At 63.6% G+C, this 19,966-nt stretch carries 15 protein-coding genes; 9 read left to right on the top strand and 6 right to left on the bottom strand.

Features of this window, described 5'->3' with window-relative positions:
- The first annotated feature begins 723 nt into the window (after positions 1-723).
- From J5J86_RS24670 to J5J86_RS11230, 7 genes are all read left to right on the top strand, one after another.
- The gene (locus tag J5J86_RS24670) at positions 724-1,350 is read left to right on the top strand and encodes a hypothetical protein (RefSeq protein WP_209105020.1); all 627 of its coding nucleotides are present in this window, start codon (positions 724-726) and stop codon (positions 1,348-1,350) included.
- A gap of 55 nt (positions 1,351-1,405) precedes the next feature.
- Entirely contained in the window at positions 1,406-4,018 is a 2,613-nt protein-coding gene (locus J5J86_RS11255; protein WP_209105018.1) for a beta strand repeat-containing protein, read from the top strand.
- Between the two features lie 69 nt (positions 4,019-4,087).
- Complete coding sequence (locus J5J86_RS11250; protein WP_209105016.1) at positions 4,088-4,807, top strand: SapC family protein; 720 nt, start codon at positions 4,088-4,090, stop codon at positions 4,805-4,807.
- A 12-nt stretch (positions 4,808-4,819) separates the two neighbouring features.
- On the top strand, positions 4,820-5,662 hold the full coding sequence (locus J5J86_RS11245) for a SapC family protein (RefSeq protein ID WP_209105014.1): 843 nt from the start codon (positions 4,820-4,822) through the stop codon (positions 5,660-5,662).
- A complete protein-coding gene (locus J5J86_RS11240) occupies positions 5,659-6,891 on the top strand; it encodes a glycosyltransferase (protein WP_209105012.1) in 1,233 nt (410 codons plus the stop codon). Before J5J86_RS11245 ends, J5J86_RS11240 begins: the two co-directional genes overlap by 4 nt.
- A 94-nt stretch (positions 6,892-6,985) precedes the next feature.
- Positions 6,986-8,710 (top strand): type I secretion system permease/ATPase, encoded by a 1,725-nt coding sequence (locus J5J86_RS11235; RefSeq protein WP_209105011.1) that lies wholly within the window; start codon positions 6,986-6,988, stop codon positions 8,708-8,710.
- Positions 8,707-10,032, top strand: coding sequence for an HlyD family type I secretion periplasmic adaptor subunit (locus J5J86_RS11230; protein ID WP_209105009.1), 1,326 nt, complete (start codon positions 8,707-8,709; stop codon positions 10,030-10,032). Before J5J86_RS11235 ends, J5J86_RS11230 begins: the two co-directional genes overlap by 4 nt.
- Before the next feature lie 201 nt (positions 10,033-10,233).
- Here the strand turns inward: J5J86_RS11230 and gpmI are convergent, their stop codons facing one another.
- The 3 genes from gpmI to J5J86_RS11215 all read right to left on the bottom strand — a co-directional run bounded on the left by gpmI (position 10,234) and on the right by J5J86_RS11215 (position 13,564).
- Positions 10,234-11,757: a 2,3-bisphosphoglycerate-independent phosphoglycerate mutase gene (gene gpmI, locus J5J86_RS11225; RefSeq protein ID WP_209105007.1), complete on the bottom strand. Its 1,524-nt coding sequence runs from the start codon at positions 11,755-11,757 to the stop codon at positions 10,234-10,236.
- 66 nt (positions 11,758-11,823) lie between these two features.
- Complete coding sequence (locus J5J86_RS11220; RefSeq protein WP_209105006.1) at positions 11,824-12,543, bottom strand: GntR family transcriptional regulator; 720 nt, start codon at positions 12,541-12,543, stop codon at positions 11,824-11,826.
- Positions 12,544-12,670: 127 nt separating this feature from the next.
- Positions 12,671-13,564, bottom strand: a complete 894-nt coding sequence (locus J5J86_RS11215; RefSeq protein WP_209105004.1) for a LysR family transcriptional regulator — start codon at positions 13,562-13,564, stop codon at positions 12,671-12,673.
- Positions 13,565-13,674: 110 nt separating this feature from the next.
- Between J5J86_RS11215 and J5J86_RS11210 the strand changes: the two genes are divergently transcribed.
- Positions 13,675-15,165: a CoA-acylating methylmalonate-semialdehyde dehydrogenase gene (locus J5J86_RS11210; protein WP_209104998.1), complete on the top strand. Its 1,491-nt coding sequence runs from the start codon at positions 13,675-13,677 to the stop codon at positions 15,163-15,165.
- A gap of 57 nt (positions 15,166-15,222) precedes the next feature.
- On the opposite strand, the gene J5J86_RS11205 is transcribed toward J5J86_RS11210, so the two are convergent.
- The 3 genes from J5J86_RS11205 to uraH are packed head-to-tail and all read right to left on the bottom strand — an operon-like array spanning position 15,223 to position 18,332.
- Positions 15,223-16,521: an allantoate amidohydrolase gene (locus tag J5J86_RS11205; protein ID WP_209104996.1), complete on the bottom strand. Its 1,299-nt coding sequence runs from the start codon at positions 16,519-16,521 to the stop codon at positions 15,223-15,225.
- Complete coding sequence (gene puuE / locus J5J86_RS11200; protein WP_209104994.1) at positions 16,518-17,948, bottom strand: allantoinase PuuE; 1,431 nt, start codon at positions 17,946-17,948, stop codon at positions 16,518-16,520. Before puuE ends, J5J86_RS11205 begins: the two co-directional genes overlap by 4 nt.
- A gap of 30 nt (positions 17,949-17,978) precedes the next feature.
- Positions 17,979-18,332 (bottom strand): hydroxyisourate hydrolase, encoded by a 354-nt coding sequence (gene uraH / locus J5J86_RS11195; protein ID WP_209104992.1) that lies wholly within the window; start codon positions 18,330-18,332, stop codon positions 17,979-17,981.
- 208 nt (positions 18,333-18,540) lie between these two features.
- Here uraH and J5J86_RS11190 point away from each other — a divergent pair, with 208 nt between their 5' ends.
- Positions 18,541-19,932 (top strand): nucleobase:cation symporter-2 family protein, encoded by a 1,392-nt coding sequence (locus J5J86_RS11190; protein WP_209104990.1) that lies wholly within the window; start codon positions 18,541-18,543, stop codon positions 19,930-19,932.
- Positions 19,933-19,966 lie beyond the last annotated feature (34 nt).

Genomic DNA, 19,966 nt, shown 5'->3' with positions numbered 1-19,966 from the left:
GGTCAGGATGCGCGCAACAGGATCTAGAAACAGCCGATCGACCGTTCAACTCGCTAACTCACTCGGCGAAAGAGGAGCGTTCGACATATCCGAAAGCTTGCTGAATTTAAAGGAGCACCAATCGCCAGTGTTAAATCTATGTTTTATGCAACAAACGAGTGAGTAATGCTATAAAATAGAGGGGGGAAATCTGGTGGGATGCGACGTGTGTCAAGTAATTTTCGCAAATGAACGGCCGTTAATCAAAGAAACCATGTCCTGCAAGTTCGAGTCTTGGCAAGGGCGCCCACCAAAAAGCCGGACGGGAGGCGGTAAAACCGTAGCCAAAACGGCTACCGCAGCGGTATTGTTAGGCGGAGATATAATTAAAGGCATTCTTGCCGGTATCATGTGGCCGCAAAACCGCCTTTTTGAGCGGCGGGAGGATTGACGCAGTGCACTAAAATCAACATAAACTTGGTCCGCAATGGAGCAAATGAGGGGGCTGGGGTGGCCGAGTCGGGAGATGCACGTGTATCGGAGTTGGCCGTAGAGGCAGGTCTCTACGTCATCCGTTACGTGTCTGCGCCCTCGGCCGGGGAGGCGCCGGTGGTTCAGATTGAACCGGATTGGCGCTCGTCTGGTTCCCTGGAGATCGTTTCCGATCCCCGGCTCCGCGGTGGTTTCTTGCCGGGGCCGGGTTCGGCTGTGGTGGTGCGATCCTCCGGCGATGGGCGTCTCGTGATGACGGCGCGTCCGCGGACGCCCGGTGGCTCGGTGGAGGCGCGCCTCCAGTTGGAGCCGCTCGTGACGCTGCCGGGTGCCGGTGAGCTTGAGGCACCTCCGGCGCGCGGCAGGGCATCCGCCTCGCCCGTCGCCGGAGTTGAGAGCGGTCTTGCTCTGACCGGGCATCTCTCTCGCAGGGGGGATGTGAAAGTCGGGGCCGGCCAATGGCTTGGCGGTCCCCGCCAGCCGCTCCCGATTGAGGGGCTCCAGGTTTCGCGCGTGCCGCGCGGAGTCGAACTTGAATACCAGGTGCTGGTCGGGACACGTCCCGCGCAGTGGTCGCCCTGGGTGCGGGCGGGGGAATATGCGGGTACCCGCGGTCGCGCCTTGTCGCTGTTCGGTGTCCGGCTTCGGCTGGGTGGCGAAGCTGCGGCGCGGATCCGGGCGGAGGCGTTGTTCCTGGGGGCACCTGTGGTGTCCCGCGCGGGACGGCAAGTGGAATTTGTCGGTGTGTCCGAGCGGGATCCCCTCGTGGGCCTGTCTCTTGCCATCGACCTCGCCGAGGAAGCGGGGCGAGCTGAGCCTCGGCGTATGGCTCCGGAAGGAGCTGGTCGCGTGAGAGTGTTTCGGGCGGGTGCTCTCTGATTTCTAATTTAACCGGTTGCGGCGCTCGGGTGCGGGCGATGGGTGAGGGGTTGTCATGGCTCTTTATGATCTGACGAGCACACAGCTCACCGAGGGTGATGCTGCACAAGGATTTCCTGGTCTGAACGACTTGGGGATGTCCGATGGCGAGCAGGCGCAGATCATTGCGGCGCTTGAGGCGGCAGGCGTTTACAGCGCCACGGATCCCAATGCGTTGGCTTCGGTGAACGTCAAGGTTGATGTTCAGGATACGGCGGCGGGTAACACTTCCGACGCACTCATCTACACGAATACCGAAGGGGTGATCGTCAACATCGTCAATGACGGTCCCGGCGGCGGCATCATCGCCACAAGCAACGGCAACGATTATCTCGCCAGCTACGGCGTCGATAACGTGCTGATCGGCGGTGCCGGCAATGACACTGTCGTCGCGGGCAACGCGGCTGACCTCGCCAATAGCTTCGCTGAAGATGCGCGCGGCAACACGGTATATGGCGGCGAGGGTAATGACCTCGTGGCGTCCGTGGCCGCTCAGCTCTCCTTCAATCCGGCGACCAATGCCGGCGACTTCAATATCCTTCATGGCGACGCTGGCAACGACGACGTCTACACCTACTATTCTGGCAGCGTTGTCTACGGCGATGCCGGAAACGACACTGTCAGCGCAGCGTTCGTCGTCACGGGCAACAATGCCGCTGGTGACACGCTTTATGGTGGTGACGGCGACGACTTCCTGCGCGGCGCCAATGGCCTGACTTGGCATGTCATCAACGGCGCGACTGTCTCCGGCGGCGCGATCATTTACGGTGACGCGGGCAACGACACGTATCAGGGCCAGCTCTTCGGCTTCGACACGGTCTATGGTGGCGATGGAAACGACACGCTGTCTGCCTCCGTGGGAAGCAATGTGCTGTACGGTGACGTCGGCGCGGACTCGATCATCGGCGGCATCGATACCACGGCTGGCGCTGTGGACACGCTGTATGGCGGCGACGGCAATGATATCCTGATCAGCCGCACCACTCATGCGGTGATGTATGGTGGCGTTGGTGCTGACACCATTAGCGGCGCCAGCGGTGCTGACACCCTCTTCGGTGGTGACGGTAACGACCAACTCTGGGTCGATTTCGGCAACAACGTGATCTACGGTGATGCCGGTGTGGACTTGATCTACGGTAGCAACGTTGCTGGTGGCCTCGACACCCTCTATGGTGGCGACGGCGACGATCTGATCGCGACCCGCGCTGGGGTGGCCATCGTCTATGGCGATGCCGGCAATGACCAGATCACCGGTTCTAGCGGTTCCGACTCCCTGTATGGCGGGCTCGGCGCTGACTCGATCTGGGTATCGAGCGGAAACAACCTGATGTACGGCGATGCCGGCGCCGACTCCATCTGGGCTGGCAGCATCGGCGGAACGGGCAACGTTGACACCATCTATGGCGGTGCTGACGGCGACGGCCTCTTCTCGCAGGTCAATGGTACGCACGCTCTCATTTATGGCGATGCAGGAGCGGATACCATTGCCGGCGCCAGCGGCCAGGACACGCTCTATGGCGGCGACGATAACGATCAGGTCTGGGTCAACACCGGCTCGAACCTGCTCTATGGCGATGCTGGCAACGATAGCCTCGCGGCCGGCATTGACAGCTCCGGAACCGATACGCTTTATGGTGGCATTGGCAACGATCTGCTGTTTACGCAGGTCAATGGTACGCACGCTCTCATCTATGGCGATGCAGGAGCGGATACCATTGTCGGCGCCAGCGGCCAGGACACGCTCTATGGCGGCGACGATAACGATCAGATCTGGGTCGACACCGGCTCGAACCTGCTCTATGGCGATGCTGGCAACGACAGCATGGCGGCCGGCCTCGACAGTTCTGGAACCGATACGCTTTATGGTGGCATTGGCAACGATCTGCTGGTTACGCAGGCCAATGGCACGCACGGCATTCTGTACGGCGGCGACGGTACAGACAGCGTTATTGGTAGCAGCGGCGCTGACACGCTGCACGGCGATGCCGGCGACGATGTGATGTGGGTCAATGGCGGCTCGAACCTGCTGTACGGTGATGACGGCAATGACGTCATGTACGCTTCGTTCGGTTCCACCGGTGGTGGCGTCGATACCCTGTACGGTGGAACCGATAACGACTGGCTGATCGGCAACACCAGCCTCAACAGCATGTTGGCCTATGGCGGTGGGGGCGTCGACAGCATGGTGGCTGGCGCTTCCGATGCGACCATGTCCGGTGGTGACGGCAATGACGTGATGTGGGCCACCGCGGCCGGCAATCACCTCATGTATGGCGATGCTGGCGACGATCTGCTCTCCGCGGCGGGTGGGAACAATACGCTGTACGGTGGCGAGGGCTCCGACAGCTTCTATGTCAACGCAGCGGGCAATACGACCATGTCCGGCGGCGATGGCAACGACAGCTTCTTCGTCCTGGCTCAGGGCGGAACGGGTTCCGTCGATGGTGGTGCCGGAGACGACGGCCTCTGGTTCAAGGCCTACTCGTTCGCCGACGTCCAGTCGCACGTCCTCAACGCCGGTGTCACCACCATCACCTTCACGGACGGTGCGGTGTACACGGTCAGCAACGTGGAAGTGGGGGCTTTCGGCGCCAACGGCGATACGGTCAACTTCAGCAGCTGGTCGTAAGTCCTGGTCTGATTATGACGCCCCGGGGCAACCCGGGGCGTCTCTGTTCTGGGTGGGTGGTCGCTTCAGATGGATGGCGAATTCTATGTCCGCCCTCTCCCTCTTTCCGGTCAGATGGGCCGGAGGCGCATTTTTTCTCCCCATTCCTACCCCGCGGGTCGCAATCGGCAAATTATTCCCGTCGTCCATATGGAAGCCCTCGACCTGGCTGCGTGGTTTCCTGTCGTTTGGACGCGCCACAGGGGCACTCTGGATCTCGTGGTCCTGCGCTCGTTGCTCGCGGACGGTGCCGGACATCCACATGGATCGCCTCAGATCCCTTCCTCTCTCCCGCTCCTTATCAAGGCCTATCCCCTGGTGGTCGACCCCACGCAGTCCGGAGGGGATCTTCGCGTGGATGACGTCATCGCGGACGAGCCGACCGACGTGGGCGCAACACTGCTGACGGAGCGTGGCTTGCCGAGCAGGGCGTTGGAAGAGCGCATCATCTATGCGCACCGATTCAGCTCTGCGCATGCGGTCACGCAACGCATGGGCGACCATTTGTCCGATGCGGGGCTGTTCCAGCCTTGGGACCTGAGTTTCCCCGATCAGTTGGAGCTCGGCCCCTTTCCGGAATTCCTGGTTGTCCGTCCGGATGCCTACGAAACCGATGGCTTCATCTCATTCGCGCGGGCCTTCGGCGCTGCGGGGCTACGCCTTCTGAATGCGCACGCCCTGTCCCTTTACCGGACCGCCATTTTGTATCAGCGTGCACGCCAGGATCTGTCGCGCAACGCGGCCGCCTGACGGGATCGACCTGTGAGCGCAGACGAACTTAGCTTTCGGCCCCTGCGGAAGGGCGAGAGGACCCCCTGGTCCAAGATCGCCCGTTTCGGCTTCCTCGACCAAATCGAGCGCGTTCCGTTGGGGGATAGCGAACTTCTTCAGACCGCACACTATCTTCCCATCCTGGTCGAGCGACGGGGGGAAGTGCTGGATGTGGTTGCGGGGGTGAGTGCGACGCTCCAACGCCAGCCGCTGCTGGACAAGGACCAGCGCTGGCTTCGCTTCTATACCCCCCTCTACCTCAAGTGCCTTCCCTTCACGCTTGGCCTCCCTGTCCTGTCGCCGCAGGAACAGCTACGCATCGCGGTCAGCGACACCCTTCTGCACGCTGTGGAGAGCGAGGCGAACATCACCTTTGAGGCGGATGGTACGCCCAGCCGCGCCCTGGCGGAGAACGTTGCGCTTCTCAAGCGCTTGCAGGTGGGGATCTGTAAGCTGCGTGAAGCCGCTGAATTGCTTTATCTTGCCGATCTGCTGATGCCCATCAACGTAACCTTCCAGGGCGGGGGGGAGGTTCTGGCCGTTGATGCCGAGAAGCTGTCCGGCTTTTCCGCTGGGCGCTGCGTGCCCCTGGTCCGCGGAGGGCTCCTGGCCAGTCAGCTGCTGTTCGCGATGCTTTTCTCACGGCGCATGTTGTCGGGCACCCTGGGCGTGTCCGTTCATCGGACTGCGGACCAAGAGCCGGCCCCGACAAAGGCCGTGGCCACGGCGCATGATCAATTTTCGGCCATGTTCTCTGGTCTTGAGAATCTGGATTTCGCCATGGATGAGAGCGATCTCGTTCCGATCGAACCTCTCAGTGAGGCGCGCGAGTGACGGTGCGTACGGTTCTGTTCATCCATAACAATTTTCCGGCCCAGTACCGGCACCTGGCCGCAACCCTGGCGAGCCGGCCGGGTTACCGGGTAGTGGCTTTCGGTTCGCCGACAGCCCGCTCGATCGCCGGTGTGCAACTGCTTCGCTATCCCTGGACGCCCCAGCCGGAGAGCGAGGGGCACAGCTTCGGCCGGCGGTTCAATGCGGAGTGCCGCCGGGCCGAGGAGATTATGTATCTGGCCACGGAGTTGCAGGCGGAAGGCGTGGAGCCTGACGTCATCTTCGTGCATCCGGGGTGGGGCGAGGGCCTGCCTCTGCGGCCCCTCTTCCCGAATGCCAAGATCATCGCCTTTTGCGAATTCTATTACCACCCGGTGGGTAAGGATGTGGGCTTCGATCAGGAGTTCTTGCGCTTCGGGCTCGACGGCGAGGTGCGGGTTCATGTCCGCAACGCCACCATGGCCATGGCGCTCGCGGATGCGGATCTGGGAATTGCACCCACTGAGTGGCAGCGCAGCCTGTTCCCGCCAATCTTTCAGCCGAACATCGAGGTGGTGCACGATGGCATCGACGTCGACGCCGTGCGGCCGAACCCTGACGCGACCCTGATCCTCCCGAACGGATCCCAGGTGCGGGCTGGCGACAAGGTGGTGACATATGTGGCTCGGAACCTCGAGCCGTATCGCGGTTTCCATGTGTTCATGCGGGCCTTGCCACGGGTGCTTGCTGCCCATCCCGACGCCCAGGTTGTGATTGTCGGTGGCTCCGATGTCTCCTATGGCGCACGCCCCGAGGACGGCAGCAACTGGCGAGACCTTTTCGTTCGCGAGATCGAGGCCAGGGCAGACCTTTCGCGCGTGCACTTCATGGGTGTCGTGCCGCGGCCGACCTTCCTCGACGTCCTGCAGGTTTCCGCAGCGCACATTTATCTGACCTATCCTTTTGTGTTGTCCTGGTCGCTGACGGAGGCCATGGCTGCGGAATGCCTCATCATAGGTTCCGATACCCCGCCGGTCCGCGAGGCCATCGCCCATGGACAGACGGGGCTTTTGGTGCCCTTCTTTGAGCCCGATCTGCTGGGGGACACGATCATCCGGGCTCTGGATCGTCCTGATCTGTTTTGGCACATGAAGCGCGCGGCCCGTGAAGTCGTGGTGCGCCGGTATTCCGTTGCGAAATGTGTGGCGCGCCAGATCGAACTGATGGAATCCCTCCTCGGGACCCACTGAGTTTGCAAACGCTTATTCTCGTTCTGAAACAAGCTGCGCATGTGCTAATGTCGCAGTGCGGTAGGACGCGAATTTTCAAGGTTGGACTTGACGCATGAAACCAATCAACTCTCCGACGCTGCTGGCGATCCGGGATCTTATGCCGGCATACGGAGGGTTGCTCGCACTGAGTTCGGTCCTTCCGATCCTGTTTTTGGCGGGTCCTTTTTACGGCTGGCAGATCATGCGCCGTGTCCTCCACAGCCATAACGTCAATACTATGATCGTTTTGGCATTGATCTGCACGTTTCTCCTTCTTATTGCTGTCTTGATTGATTATGTGCGCACGAAATCCCTGCAACGTCTTGGCATTCAGATCGACATTCGCTTAAGTCAAAAGTTTTTCGATAGCCTTTATCGGGAGGATGCGAGTACACGCCTCTCGCCGAACAACATTGCGGACTTGAATTTTGTTCGGGAATTTCTGTCTGGTCCCGTGATCATGACGATCATGGATGCGATCTGGTCGCCGCTTCTTATCCTCGTGCTGTTCATGATGCATTGGGTGTTTGGCGTGGTGGCCTTTGCTGTATTGGCGACAATTGGCGCGCTCGTCTTGCTCGAGCAATCCGTTGTCGGGAAGGACAGCGCGCGGTTCCGGGAGGTGAGCAGCGCAGAAGCTGCTTATGGGGCTTCGGCATCCCGCATCCTGGAGCCCGCTCGAGCAATGGGGATGTTGCCGTCCATCCGCTCGAAGTGGAGTCGCCTTCATGCGGCAATGCTTGGCTGGCGCTATGAAGCCCATCGTCGCGCCGATGTCATTGTCGCGATTTCACGTTTCGTGAATTTGATGATTTACATCGTGCTCGTGACGACGGCGGTCTTCCTCTATCTCGCCGGGGAGGTGGGTGGCAGCGGCATGATTATTACTGTGATGCTTATGCTGCGCGCCACAGGCCCCATTGAAGGTCTGATCAGAAACTGGGAACGGATCGCCGCTTTCGGGGCCAGTCGCGAGCGTCTTGATGCCGTGATTGCCGGCCGAGACGATGTGGAGAGGATGTCGCTCCCGGCGCCCACTGGCCCTCTTATTGTGTCCCGCGTTTGGGGGGGTGCCCCAAACTCGGACAAGATTATTATCAACGATGTCTCGTTCACGGTGGCTCCTGGACGGGTTCTGGCTGTGGTGGGTCCAAGCGGTGCGGGAAAATCGTGCCTCGCGCGCCTGCTCGTGAACGTCTGGACCCCGCGCAGGGGTGCTGTGACATTGGGGGACAACGATTTTACCCACTGGAACGCGGATGAACTTGGCCGGTTCGTCGGCTATGTGCCGCAGGACATCGAATTCATGCCCGGAACGGTCGCGGAAAATATCGCGCGCCTTGATCCTGAAATGGCGAAACGGTCGGATCTGATCGTCGCCGCGGTGGAACTCGCGGGCATTCAGGATGTGGTCCGAGCCCTGCCTGATGGCTACAACACCCGCATCGGGGTGGGTGGCTACGTTTTGTCTGGCGGCCAGCGGCAGCGGCTTGCGCTGGCCCGGGCTGTGTTCAACGATCCCCATCTCATTGTGATGGACGAGCCCAATGCCCATCTCGATGCCGGTGGCGAGAAGGCTCTTGGCGATGCCATCCTGCGGTTACGGTCCCAAGGGAAGGTGGTTGTCATCATCACCCACCGCATGAGTCTCCTCGCCTTCTGTGATGACCTCCTCGTGCTGAATGGCGGCGCGGTACAGGCCTTTGGAGAGCGGGACCAGATCGTCAACCGCCTGCCACGCCTCAAGGCCCAACCCAATCTCACCGTCATTGGCGGCAATGCTGAAGGGCGCGAATGATGAACGATGACCTTCTGCTTGAGCACGCACCCATCGCACCGGGCGATTGGAAGTCGGTGCTCTCCTATGGTTATGCCCTCTTGGTCTTCACGCTCGTGGTGAGCTTCACGTGGGCCGCGATCGCCAAGGTCGATGGTGCTGTCACTGCGAACAGCATTGTGGCGGTGTCTTCGAACCGCAAGGAGATCCAGCACCTGGAAGGCGGCATCGTCCGCGAGATTCTCGTGCGCGACGGCAGCATCGTAAAGAAGGGAGACGTCCTTCTGCGTCTCGATCCGACACGCAGCATGGCTGCTGCCGAGACCTACGAGAAGCAGTTGGCCCAGGCCCAGGCCCAGGAGGCGCGCCTGGAGGCGCAGCGCTCTCTCGCCAAGCAGGTGACCTTTCCTGAGAGCGTCACGAAGCTCGCGTCCGATCCTCAGGTCGCCGCCGCCATGAGCGACAACAAGCGGCAGTTCGACAGCCGCCTTGCCACGCTCCAAAGTTCTCTCGATGTGATCGAGGCCCAGCTCGGTCAGGCGCAGAAGCAGATCGAGCAGGCAGCGATTACAAAGAAGACGTCGGAAGAGCAGCTCGTCACGGTCAAGAGCGAGATGGAAGGGGTGATGACGCTCTACAAGAAGGGCTTTGTTGCCTTGCCGCGGGTGACGGCTCTGCAGCGTCAGGAATCGGGTCTTCAGGGGGCGATCGACGGAGCCGTGGTCTCGATCGCTCAGGGGCAGGACAAGGTCAACGAGCTGACCGCGAGCGCTGACCAGTTGCGAAAGGCCTATGTCCAGGAAGCCGCCGTCGCCCTGCCTGATGTTCGCAAGACCATCGGCGATCTCACGCAGCAGATCATTGTCGCAAAGGACAGCCTTAAGCGCGTCGATATTACGGCGCCGGTTTCAGGCTCTGTTCAGGGCATGAAGATCTTCACCGTGGGTGGCGTCGTGCGCCCAGGCGATGTGATTATGGAAATTGTTCCCTCTTCTGATGTTCTCGTGCTGCGGGCCAAGATCGATCCGGAAGATATCGACCGCGTTCGGGTGGGCCAGGAAGTGGACATCCAGCTCAGCCAGTTCCGCGAATACAAGAGCGAAATGATCAAGGGCACGTTGGAAACCTTGTCCCACGACGTGCTTGAGGATCCGAAGACTGGGGCGAACTATTATGCGGCAGAAGTCTCTGTAGATCGCGCCTCCATTCCCCCCGAGATCAGAGATCGGATCATTCCGGGAATGCAGGCCTCCGTGTTCATGCCCACGGGGGAGCGCACGGTGCTTCAGTTCCTCGTGGCGCCGATTGTGGATCGGTTCGGCTCTTCGATGCAGGAGCGGTGATCCGGCTCCAGCAGGTCGCCCGTTTCGACGGTTTCTGCCTAGAGCATGCGCCGATCAGCCTGCACCGCAGGCTGATCGGATCACGCATTCTCTCTCAACGAGTTAGAGCGCGATCCGCTTTGGTGATCTGCTTATGCTCTTTGCCGGGCAGGAACCGATCGGCTTGGAAATCCGGGCGCCGGCGAGCCGGCGCCCGTCGCCTCAGAGTGCGCGGAGCAGCGACTTCCCCGTCATCTCGGCCGGCTGGGGCAGCCCGATCAAGGCCAGCAGAGTGGGCGCCACATCGCCGAGGCGACCGTCCGCCAGTGTCACCTCGGGTCGGCCTGCGAGGAAGATCGGCACCGGGTGCGTGGTGTGGGCGGTATGGGGATTGCCGGTCTGCGGGTCGCGCATGAGTTCGCAATTGCCGTGGTCGGCGGTCACCAGCAAGGCGCCGCTCATCTCCTGCACCGCCTCCGCCAGCTTGCCCAGGCCCGTATCCACGGTTTCCACCGCCTTGATGGCCGCGGGCAGGGAACCGGTGTGTCCCACCATGTCGGGATTGGCATAGTTGAGTACGATCAGGCTGTATTTGCCCGAGCGGATCGCCTCCAGAACCTTCTCGGTCAATTCGGGGGCCGACATCTCCGGCTGCAGGTCATAGGTGGCAACCTTCGGAGAGGGGACCAGGATGCGGTCTTCGCCGGGATAGGGGGTCTCGCGGCCGCCATTGAGGAAATAGGTGACGTGGGGGTACTTCTCCGTCTCCGCTGCGCGCACCTGGGCAAGGCCCGCTTCTGCCACCACTTCTCCGAGACCCTTTTCCAGGGACTGGCGCGGGAACAGAGTGACCATCGCCTGGTCCAGCTCACCGCTATAGGAGGCCATGCCGGCCGCCGCGCAGAAGCTGACCGGCGTGCCCCTGTCGAAGCCGTCGAAGGCCTTGAGAAGCAAGGCGTCCAGCAATTCGCGGGCGCGGTCGGCGCGGAAATTGGTGCACAGGATGGCATCGCCATCCTTCATGCCGGTATAGGCGCCGACAACGGCGGGCTCGATGAATTCGTCCGAAATGTCGGCCGCATAGGAGGCCTCCACGGCCGCCAGGGGGGTCTCGCGCGGCGTGCCTTCGCCCCGCACCAGCAGGTCATAGGCCCGCTTCACGCGGTCCCACCGCTTGTCGCGGTCCATGGCGAAGTAGCGGCCGCAGACGGTGACGATGGGCGCGCCCTCGGGTAGGTCGGCTTCCAGCTTCGCCAGCGCCTCGGATGCGGAGCGGGGCGCGGTGTCGCGGCCGTCGGTAAGGGCGTGCACGGCCACGGGAATGTCGCGCTCGCGCAAGATCTTGGCCACGGCCACGGCGTGATCCTGGTGGGCATGGACGCCGCCGGGTGACATGAGCCCGATGATATGGCAGGTGCCCCCGGTCTTCTTCAGCGACGCGACGAGGCCGCTCTCCTCGATGCGCCGGGCGAGCTCGCCGTCGGCCACCGCCGCGTCGATGCGTGGCAGATCCTGCATCACCACGCGGCCCGCGCCGAGATTGAGATGGCCAACTTCGGAATTGCCCATCTGTCCGGGCGGCAGGCCGACATCAAGACCGGACGTGCTCAGGAAGGCATGGGGGGAGCCGGCGTAGAGACGATCGAAGTTGGGGGTGTGGGCGAGCCGCACCGCATTATCGGCGTCTTCCTCGCGCCATCCCCATCCATCGAGAACGACGAGCATGGCAAGGGATGGCTTCGACATGTCAGACCTCGTTGCGTCGCATATTGCTGGCCCTGCCGATAAGGCGGGCCGGCGGCGAACACAAGGTCACACGCTTGTGGCGGCGTCTTGTCGGCGCAGATTGAGAAGGGCGACTTCGGCCGCCTTGGCGACGTGGCGAACCGCCGCGGCACGGGCGGCGACGCCGTCGCCGGCCATGAGCGCATCCACCAGCTCACTCAGCTCGGCGATGCTCTCCTTGCCCCGGCCGGGGGTCTGAAGGGAGGTGGCGCGCAGCACGGTGATCCGCGCATTCAGCATGTTCAGTGCCTGCCCCAGGGCCTCGTTTCCGGCGCCCTCGATCAGGCTATCATAAAAGTGGTTCTTGGCGTTGATGCGGTCCAACGGATCGGCAGAGGTCAATGCCGTCTTCAACTGGCGAAAGGCGGCCTTCAGCGCTTTTTTCTCGACCGGCCCGGCCTTTGCCGCGAAGCGCTCCGCGGCCAGCCCCTCCAGTTCCGCCCGCACCTGATATATGCCTTCGGCCTGCTCTGGCGTCACGCCCGCGACGATCGGCCCCCGGTGAGGCACGACGATAATCAGGCCCTCGGATTCCAATTGCCGCAGGGCTTCGCGCACCAGTGTGCGACTGACCCCCGTCAGCTCGCAGAGCGCCCGTTCTGGCAGCCGTTCTCCCGTCGTGAAGCGCCCAAGCGCGATCGCGTCGCGGATGCTCTCCACCACCGAGTGGCGCAGAGGTGCGGCAAGGCGGGCCACCTTGAAGTCGCGGCCCGGCGCGGCGGCCGGTTTGGAGATCCGATCGTCCATCTGTTCGTCCGTAACAGCCGGCACAGAAGCGCGCGGCATTCCTCCTGTAGCGCACACCAGGGCCGGATTGCACGGCAATCTGATCGCATCCTCACTTGGATTCAACCAAGTCTCGCGGCTGCCGCCTTCAGGCGCGCCCGGGCAGGAAGGAGACCCGCTCCCCGCGCACCGCATCGACGATGAAGTCCTCCATCTGGGAAATCCGGCGCAGGTCTCGCATGTCCGCGTGCACCACCAGCCAATAGGCGCGCTCAAATCTCACATGGGGCAGCACGGGGAGGAGATCGCCATGGGCTGCGGCGGCGTAGTCATGGAGAATGGCGACCCCACCACCGGCGCGCACCGCCTCCAATTGGCCGACGGCGCTGGCGCACTCGAACCGCCGTCCGCACAGCTCAACCAGGGCGCTCATATAGTCGAGGCCGGGGCTGTAAGCGAGGTCCTGCACATAGGTGATGAGGGTGCGGTCTTTCAGGTCCGCCTCGCAGGCGATGGGGCCGCTCTCCTCCAGATAGGCGCGGGAGGCATAGACGGAGAGAGAATAGTCCGTCAGGCGCCGCACGAAGAGGCGTCCCTCGGAGGGACGCTCGATGGTGATGGCGATGTCCGCCTCACGCTTGGAGAGGGAGAAGGTGCGCGGCAAGGGCACCAATTGCACCACAAGGTCGGGATGAGGGGCGGCAAAGCGCGGCAGCCGGGGGGCGAGGAAATAGGTGCCCAGCGCATCCGGCGCGCCGATGCGAATGGTGCCTTCCAACTTCAGGTCGGCATTGCCCAGATCCGACCGCGCTCGGATCATCTCGCTTTCCACCCGCTCCGCCACCGCGAGGAAACGCTCGCCCACGGCGGTCAAAGTACAGCCTGTGGTGCGCCGCTCGAACACACGCGCGCCGAGGTCCGCCTCAAGGGCATTGATGCGGCGGGTGACGGTGGCGTGATCCACGTTCAGGCGCTGGGCCGCGCCCAGCATCTGCCCGGCCCGGGCCACGGCGAGAAAGATGCGGGCATGGTCCCAATTCACGAGCTAAGCCTATTTCTGCACAACGTGTCCGGGATGTTAGGCATTGCTCCGCGTAATTACCAGATGTTCTCTGCGCACCAGATATCCGCCCGAGAGTTCTGGAGGACGCCGTGACCACCATCGGACATTTCATTGCCGGCCAGCATGTGAGCGGTTCAGGCCGTTCCGCTCCCACCTTCAATCCCGCCACCGGCGAGCAGATCGGCGAGGTCCTCCTCGCGTCCGCCGCGACTGTGGACGAGGCGGTGCAGGCCGCCTCCCAGGCGCTGCCTGCCTGGGCGGCCACCCCCGCACCGGCCCGTGCCCGCGTCATGTTCAAGTTCAAGGATCTGCTGGATCGTCACATGGACGAGCTGGCGGCGCTCATTTCGCGCGAGCACGGCAAGACGGTCGACGACGCCAAGGGCGAACTGGTGCGCGGCATCGAGGTTGTGGAATTTGCCTGCGGCATTCCCCACCTGCTGAAGGGCGAGTTTTCCGACCAGGTGGGCCGGGGCATCGACACTTTCTCCATGCGCCACCCGGTGGGCGTGTGCGCGGGCATCACCCCTTTCAACTTCCCGGCCATGGTGCCCATGTGGATGTTCCCCATGGCCATCGCCACCGGCAACACGTTCGTTCTGAAGCCCTCCGAGAAAGATCCGAGCGCATCCCTGCGCCTGGCTGAGCTTCTTGCCGAAGCCGGCCTGCCCAAGGGCGTGTTCAATGTGGTGAACGGCGACAAGGAAGCGGTGGATACGCTTCTGACCCACCCGAAGGTGGCGGCCGTGAGCTTCGTCGGCTCCACGGCCATCGGTGAATACGTCTACAAGACCGCCGCGGCGCACGGAAAGCGCGTTCAGGCCCTGTGCGGCGCCAAGAACCACCTCGTCGTCATGCCCGACGCGGACCTCGACAAGACCGTGGATGCGCTGATGGGCGCCGGCTACGGTTCGGCCGGCGAGCGCTGCATGGCGGTCTCCGTGGCGGTGGCCGTGGGCGGCGTGGGCGATGCCCTGATGGAGCGTCTCGCGCCGCGCGTGCGCTCCCTCAAGGTCGGCCCCGGCAATGACGTGGCCTCGGAAATGGGCCCGCTTGTCACCAAGGAGCACCTGGCCAAGGTGCGCTCCTATGTGGATCTGGGCGTCAGCGAGGGCGCAGACCTGGTGGTGGATGGCCGCGACCTCAAGCTCCAGGGCTATGAGAACGGCTACTATATCGGCGGCTGCCTGTTCGACAACGTGACCCCCGACATGCGCATCTACAAGGAGGAGATCTTTGGACCCGTCCTCTCCGTGGTGCGGGTGCCCGGCTTCGATGATGCGCTGAAGCTGGTGAACGAGCACGAATATGGCAATGGCGCCGCCATCTTCACCCGCGACGGCGATGCCGCCCGCGCGTTCGACTATGGCGTCCAGGCGGGCATGGTGGGCATCAATGTGCCGATCCCGGTTCCGATCGCCTATCACTCCTTCGGCGGCTGGAAGCGGTCCATTTTCGGTGATCGCAACGTCTACGGCCTGGAAGGCGTCGGCTTCTATACCCGCCTGAAGACCACAACGGCCCGCTGGCCCGGCGGCGTGCGGACCGGGGCGGAGTTCGTCATGCCCGTGCTGGGCTGAGGCTTCCGCAAGGCAACGAAGCGGCCGGCGCGTGCGCCGGCCGTTTTGCGTTGGGGATCAGTGTGCGCCTGCCTCCTGCTCGGCAAGGCGCAAGAGGAAGGCGTGGAGCGCGCGGGCCGCAAGCTCGATATCCTCGGGGGCGGCATATTCCTTCGGATTGTGGCTGCCATTGAAGGACCGCACGAAGAGCATGGCCATGGGCAGCACATCGCGGAACACCATGGCGTCGTGGCCGGCGCCCGAGGGCAGGTGATGGACGGGCAGGCCGAGGGAGGCAACCGCCTCGGAAAGGCGCGCCTTCAGTCTTTCGTCGCAGGGCGCGGCCGGGGCGTCGTGGCCCCAGGAGACGAAGGGCGTGATGCCGCGACGGGCGGCGATGGCTTCGATGGCGCTGGTGATGTCGGCCACGGCGGCGCGGCGCGTTCCGTCGTCCGAGGAGCGCACGTCGATGGAGAAGACCACTTCGCCCGGCACCACGTTCACGGCGCTGCCGGCGATGGTCAGCGTGCCCACCGTCGCCACCAGGGAGTGCGGCGCCACGTCCGCCCGGCCACGGGCTTCCACCGCGAGAATGATCTCGGCGGCCGCTGCCAGCGCGTCCTGGCGCATGGGCATGGGCATGGTGCCGGAATGGGCGGCCTGACCCTTGAGGCGGATGGAGGCGCGGGAGGCACCGGCAATGCCGGTGACGATGCCGAGCGGCAGGCTCAGCGCTTCAAGCACCGGTCCCTGCTCGATATGCACTTCCACATAGCCCAGCGTCTCTTCGGGTGTCCGGGCGCATTGGGCCACGGTGTCCACCGGCGCGCCAAAGGTCCGCAGCGCTTCGTGCCGGGAAATGCCGGCACTGTCCACGTCCTCCAGACACTTGGGATCGAACCGACCCGCGAACGCCTTGGAGGAGGAGAGGGTGGACAGGAAGCGCACACCTTCCTCATCGGCGAAGGCAGCGACCTCCACGGCAAAGGGCAGGCGCCGGCCTTCCCGTCGCAGCTGGTCCACAGCGGCGATGCCCACCAGGACGCCGAGATTTCCGTCATAGATGCCAGCATTGCGCACGGTGTCGATGTGCGAGCCGATGACCAGCGTCTTGGCGTCCGGCCGATCGGCGGCATAGCGGCCGACAATGGTGCCCGTGGCATCCATATGCACGTGGTTCATGCCTGCGGCGCGGAACCAATAAGCCACCTGCGCCGCCGCCCTCTTATGGGCGGGGGACAGGGACAGGCGGGTCATTTCGCCCGGCACATCGGTGAAGGCGGCCAACTCCTTCAGGCGGGCCGCAATGGTCTCTCCTGCCAGCGGCTCCGGTTCGGCGGGAGCGGTTTGGGCCTTGGAGGCTTCGGTGCGGATCATGCGGCGCCTCCCGGCAACATCTGGTCCAGGCGGAGCAGCGCGATCCTCTCGATCTGGGCGAGCGCTTCCTGGAACTCCGTCTCGGCATCATGGCCGAGCCGGCGCTCGAAGGCGGCGACGATCTCTTCCTTGGAGCGGCCGCGAATGGCCATGATGAAGACGAAGCCAAACCTCTCAAGATAGGCCGTGTTGAGCGCGGTGAATCGGGCCTTCTCCTCGGCGGTGAGACGGTCGAGGCCGGCGGAGGCCTGCTCCTGCGCGCTGTCGGCGGTGAGCAGTTTGGCGGCGGCGAGCTTGCCGGCGAGATCGGGGTGAGCGTGGATGACGCCCATCTGCTGCTCCCGGCTCGCCGCGCGCAGGATCTTGGCCATGGCGGTGTGAAGGCCCTGGGCGGTGTCCTCCCCCGTCGAGAGCCCCGCCTCGTAAGCGCCTTCCGCGATCCAGGGCGAGTGCTCGAAGACGCCGCCAAAGCGTTCCACGAACAGCGCCTTGGACAGGCGGCTCGGCACGTACCCACCTTGAGGGGGATGATGGGCGATCCAGTGACGCGCAATGTCGATGCGCCGCGCCACCCACACGCCCTCATGGCCCTGGATGTAATCTAGGAAGCGGGCCAGCGCGGCGGCCCGGCCCGGGCGTCCCACCAGGCGGTTGTGCAGCCCGATGGAGAGCATCCGGGGGGCACGCGCGCCTTCCGCATAGAGCAGGTCGAAGCTGTCCTTCAGATAGGTGAAGAACTGGTCTCCCGCCGAGAAGCCGGCGGGAATGGAAAAGCGCATGTCATTGGCATCGAGCGTATAGGGCACCATGAGGAATGGGCCCTTGGGCCCTTCGATCCAATAGGGCAGCTCATCCGCATAGGTGTCCGCGGAATAGACGAAGCCGCCTTCCTCCATGGCCAGCGGCGTCGTGTTCTCGGAGGAGCGGCCCTGGTAGAAACCCAGCGGTCGGGAACCGGTCACCTCGGTGTGCAGCCGGATGGCCTCCAGGATGTGCGCCTGCTCGGTCTCGCGGGGCACGTCCTTGTAATCCACCCATTTATAGCCGTGGCTGGCAATCTCCCAGCCGGCTTCCTTCATGCCTGCCACCGCCTCGGGGTTGCGCGCCAGAGCGGTTGCGACGCCATACACCGTCAGCGGCATGTTGCGCTCGGTGAACAGGCGGTGCAGGCGCCAGAAGCCGACGCGGGAGCCATATTCGTAGATGGACTCCATGTTCATGTGCCGCTGGCCGGGCCAGGGCTGGGCGCCGACGATTTCCGACAGGAAGGCTTCGGAGGCGGCATCTCCGTGCAGGATCGAGTTCTCGCCGCCCTCCTCGTAATTGATGACGAACTGCACCGCGATCCGAGCCTCGCCCGGCCAGCGGGGATGGGGCGCGTTGCGGCCATGGCCGATAAGGTCGCGGGGATAGGGCTTTTCGGTCATGGCGGGGGTCGGCCTTCTCTGCGAACGGGGTCAGGAGCCGCGATATGTGGAATAGGCCCAGGGCGAGCACAGGAGCGGCACATGATAGTGCCCCCCTTCGGCCATGGCGAAGCGGATGGGCACCAGGTCGAGGAAGGCGGGCTCGGCGACCGCTGCGCCTGTGGCCGCGAAATAGGCACCCACCTGGAAGATCAGCTCATAGCTGCCGGCCGCGAAGTCGTCGCCGGCCAGAAGCGGGGTGTCGGTGCGGCCGTCCGCATTGGTCGTGCGGGTGGCGACGAGCGCCCGCTCGCCGCTCGCTGCAATGCGAAAGAGCTCGATCTTCACGCCCGCTGCCGGCGTGCCACGCACCATGTCCAATACGTGCGTCGAGAGACGACCCATCGCAAACTCCTTCGCCACCAAGCCTCATCGCGCCCCAGCATAACCCGGACTGCCTCGTGTGATTTTCCGATTAAGTCGGAAGATATTCCGATTTTCCGGCCCATTTCTTTCGCCGGGGAAATTGCGTGTGATGCAATGCAGCGACGGCGCAGACCGCCGCCAAGAACCGCAAAATCCTTGATCGTCCGACCTTTTCCAGGGGGTCTCCATGTCTTCAGCCGTTCACCCAGTGGACGAGATGCTGCCGGCGCCGAAATTGGTAGCGCTCGGCCTCCAGCACGTCCTTGTCATGTATGCCGGCGCCGTCGCCGTTCCGCTCATCATCGGCCGCGCCCTCAAGCTGCCGCCCGAGGACGTGGCCTTCCTCATCAGTGCCGACCTGTTCGCCTGCGGCATTGCCACCCTCGCCCAGTGCCTTGGCCTGTTTGGCGTGGGCATCCGCCTGCCAGTGATGATGGGCGTCACCTTTGCCTCGGTAGGGCCGATGCTGTCCATGGCGGCGGACCCGTCCATTGGGCTCTTGGGCATCTATGGCTCGGTGATTGCCGCCGGCCTGTTCGGGCTGCTGGTGGCGCCCTTTGTCAGCCGGCTGCTGCCGCTCTTCCCGCCGGTGGTGACCGGGACCATCATCATGGTCATCGGCATCTCCTTGATGCGGGTGGGCATCAATTGGGCGGGGGGGGGCATTCCCATGTTCACCAAGGTGGTGAACGGGGAAACCGTGCAGGTGGCCAATCCCGCTTATGGCCAGCTCCAGGGGCTCGGCATTTCGCTGTTCGTGATGCTGGTGATCCTCGGCCTCATCAAGTGGGGCAAGGGCTTCATCGCCAATGTGGCGGTGCTGCTGGGCATCGTGGCCGGCGCGGTGCTCGCCACCGTGTTGGGCATCATGCACTTCGAGAAGGTGGCTTCGGCCCCCTGGTTCGACGTGATCGTGCCGTTCCATTTCGGCGTGCCGCAATTCCACCTGGTGCCCATCGTGACCATGTGCATCGTCATGGTGGTGGTGATGATCGAATCGCTCGGCATGTTCCTGGCGCTCTCCGACATCACCGGCAAGCCGGTGGACCAGAAGGCGCTGGCCAAGGGCCTGCGGGCGGACGGTTTCGGCACCCTCATCGGCGGCATCTTCAACACCTTCCCCTACACCTCCTTCTCCCAGAATGTGGGCCTTGTGGGGGTGACCGGGGTGCGCTCGCGCTGGGTGACGGTGGCGGGCGGCGTCATCATGCTGCTTCTTGGGCTTCTGCCTAAAATGGCGGCGCTGGTGGAGGCGGTGCCCAATGTGGTGCTGGGCGGCGCGGGGCTGGTGATGTTCGGCATGGTGGCGGCGACGGGTGCGCGCATCCTGACTGCCGTGGACTTCAAGACCAACCGCTTCAACCTGTTCATCGTGGCCCTGTCCGTGGGCTTCGGCATGATCCCGCTGGTGGCGCCCAACTTCTTCAAGAACCTGCCCCATGAGCTGCACCCGCTGCTGGAGTCCGGCATCCTGCTCTCGGCCATTGTGGCGGTGCTGCTCAACGTCTTCTTCAACGGGGTGAAGTCCGCCTCGGTGGAGGAGATCGTCGCGGCCGCCAAGCAGGCGGAGGCGCACTGAGGTGAGCCGCGCCGGCCCTTCCTCGCCAAGGGCC

This window comes from Aquabacter sp. L1I39 (assembly GCF_017742835.1).
Taxonomy (GTDB): Bacteria; Pseudomonadota; Alphaproteobacteria; order Rhizobiales; family Xanthobacteraceae; genus L1I39.
This window is presented reverse-complemented; position numbering and strand designations above follow the sequence as displayed.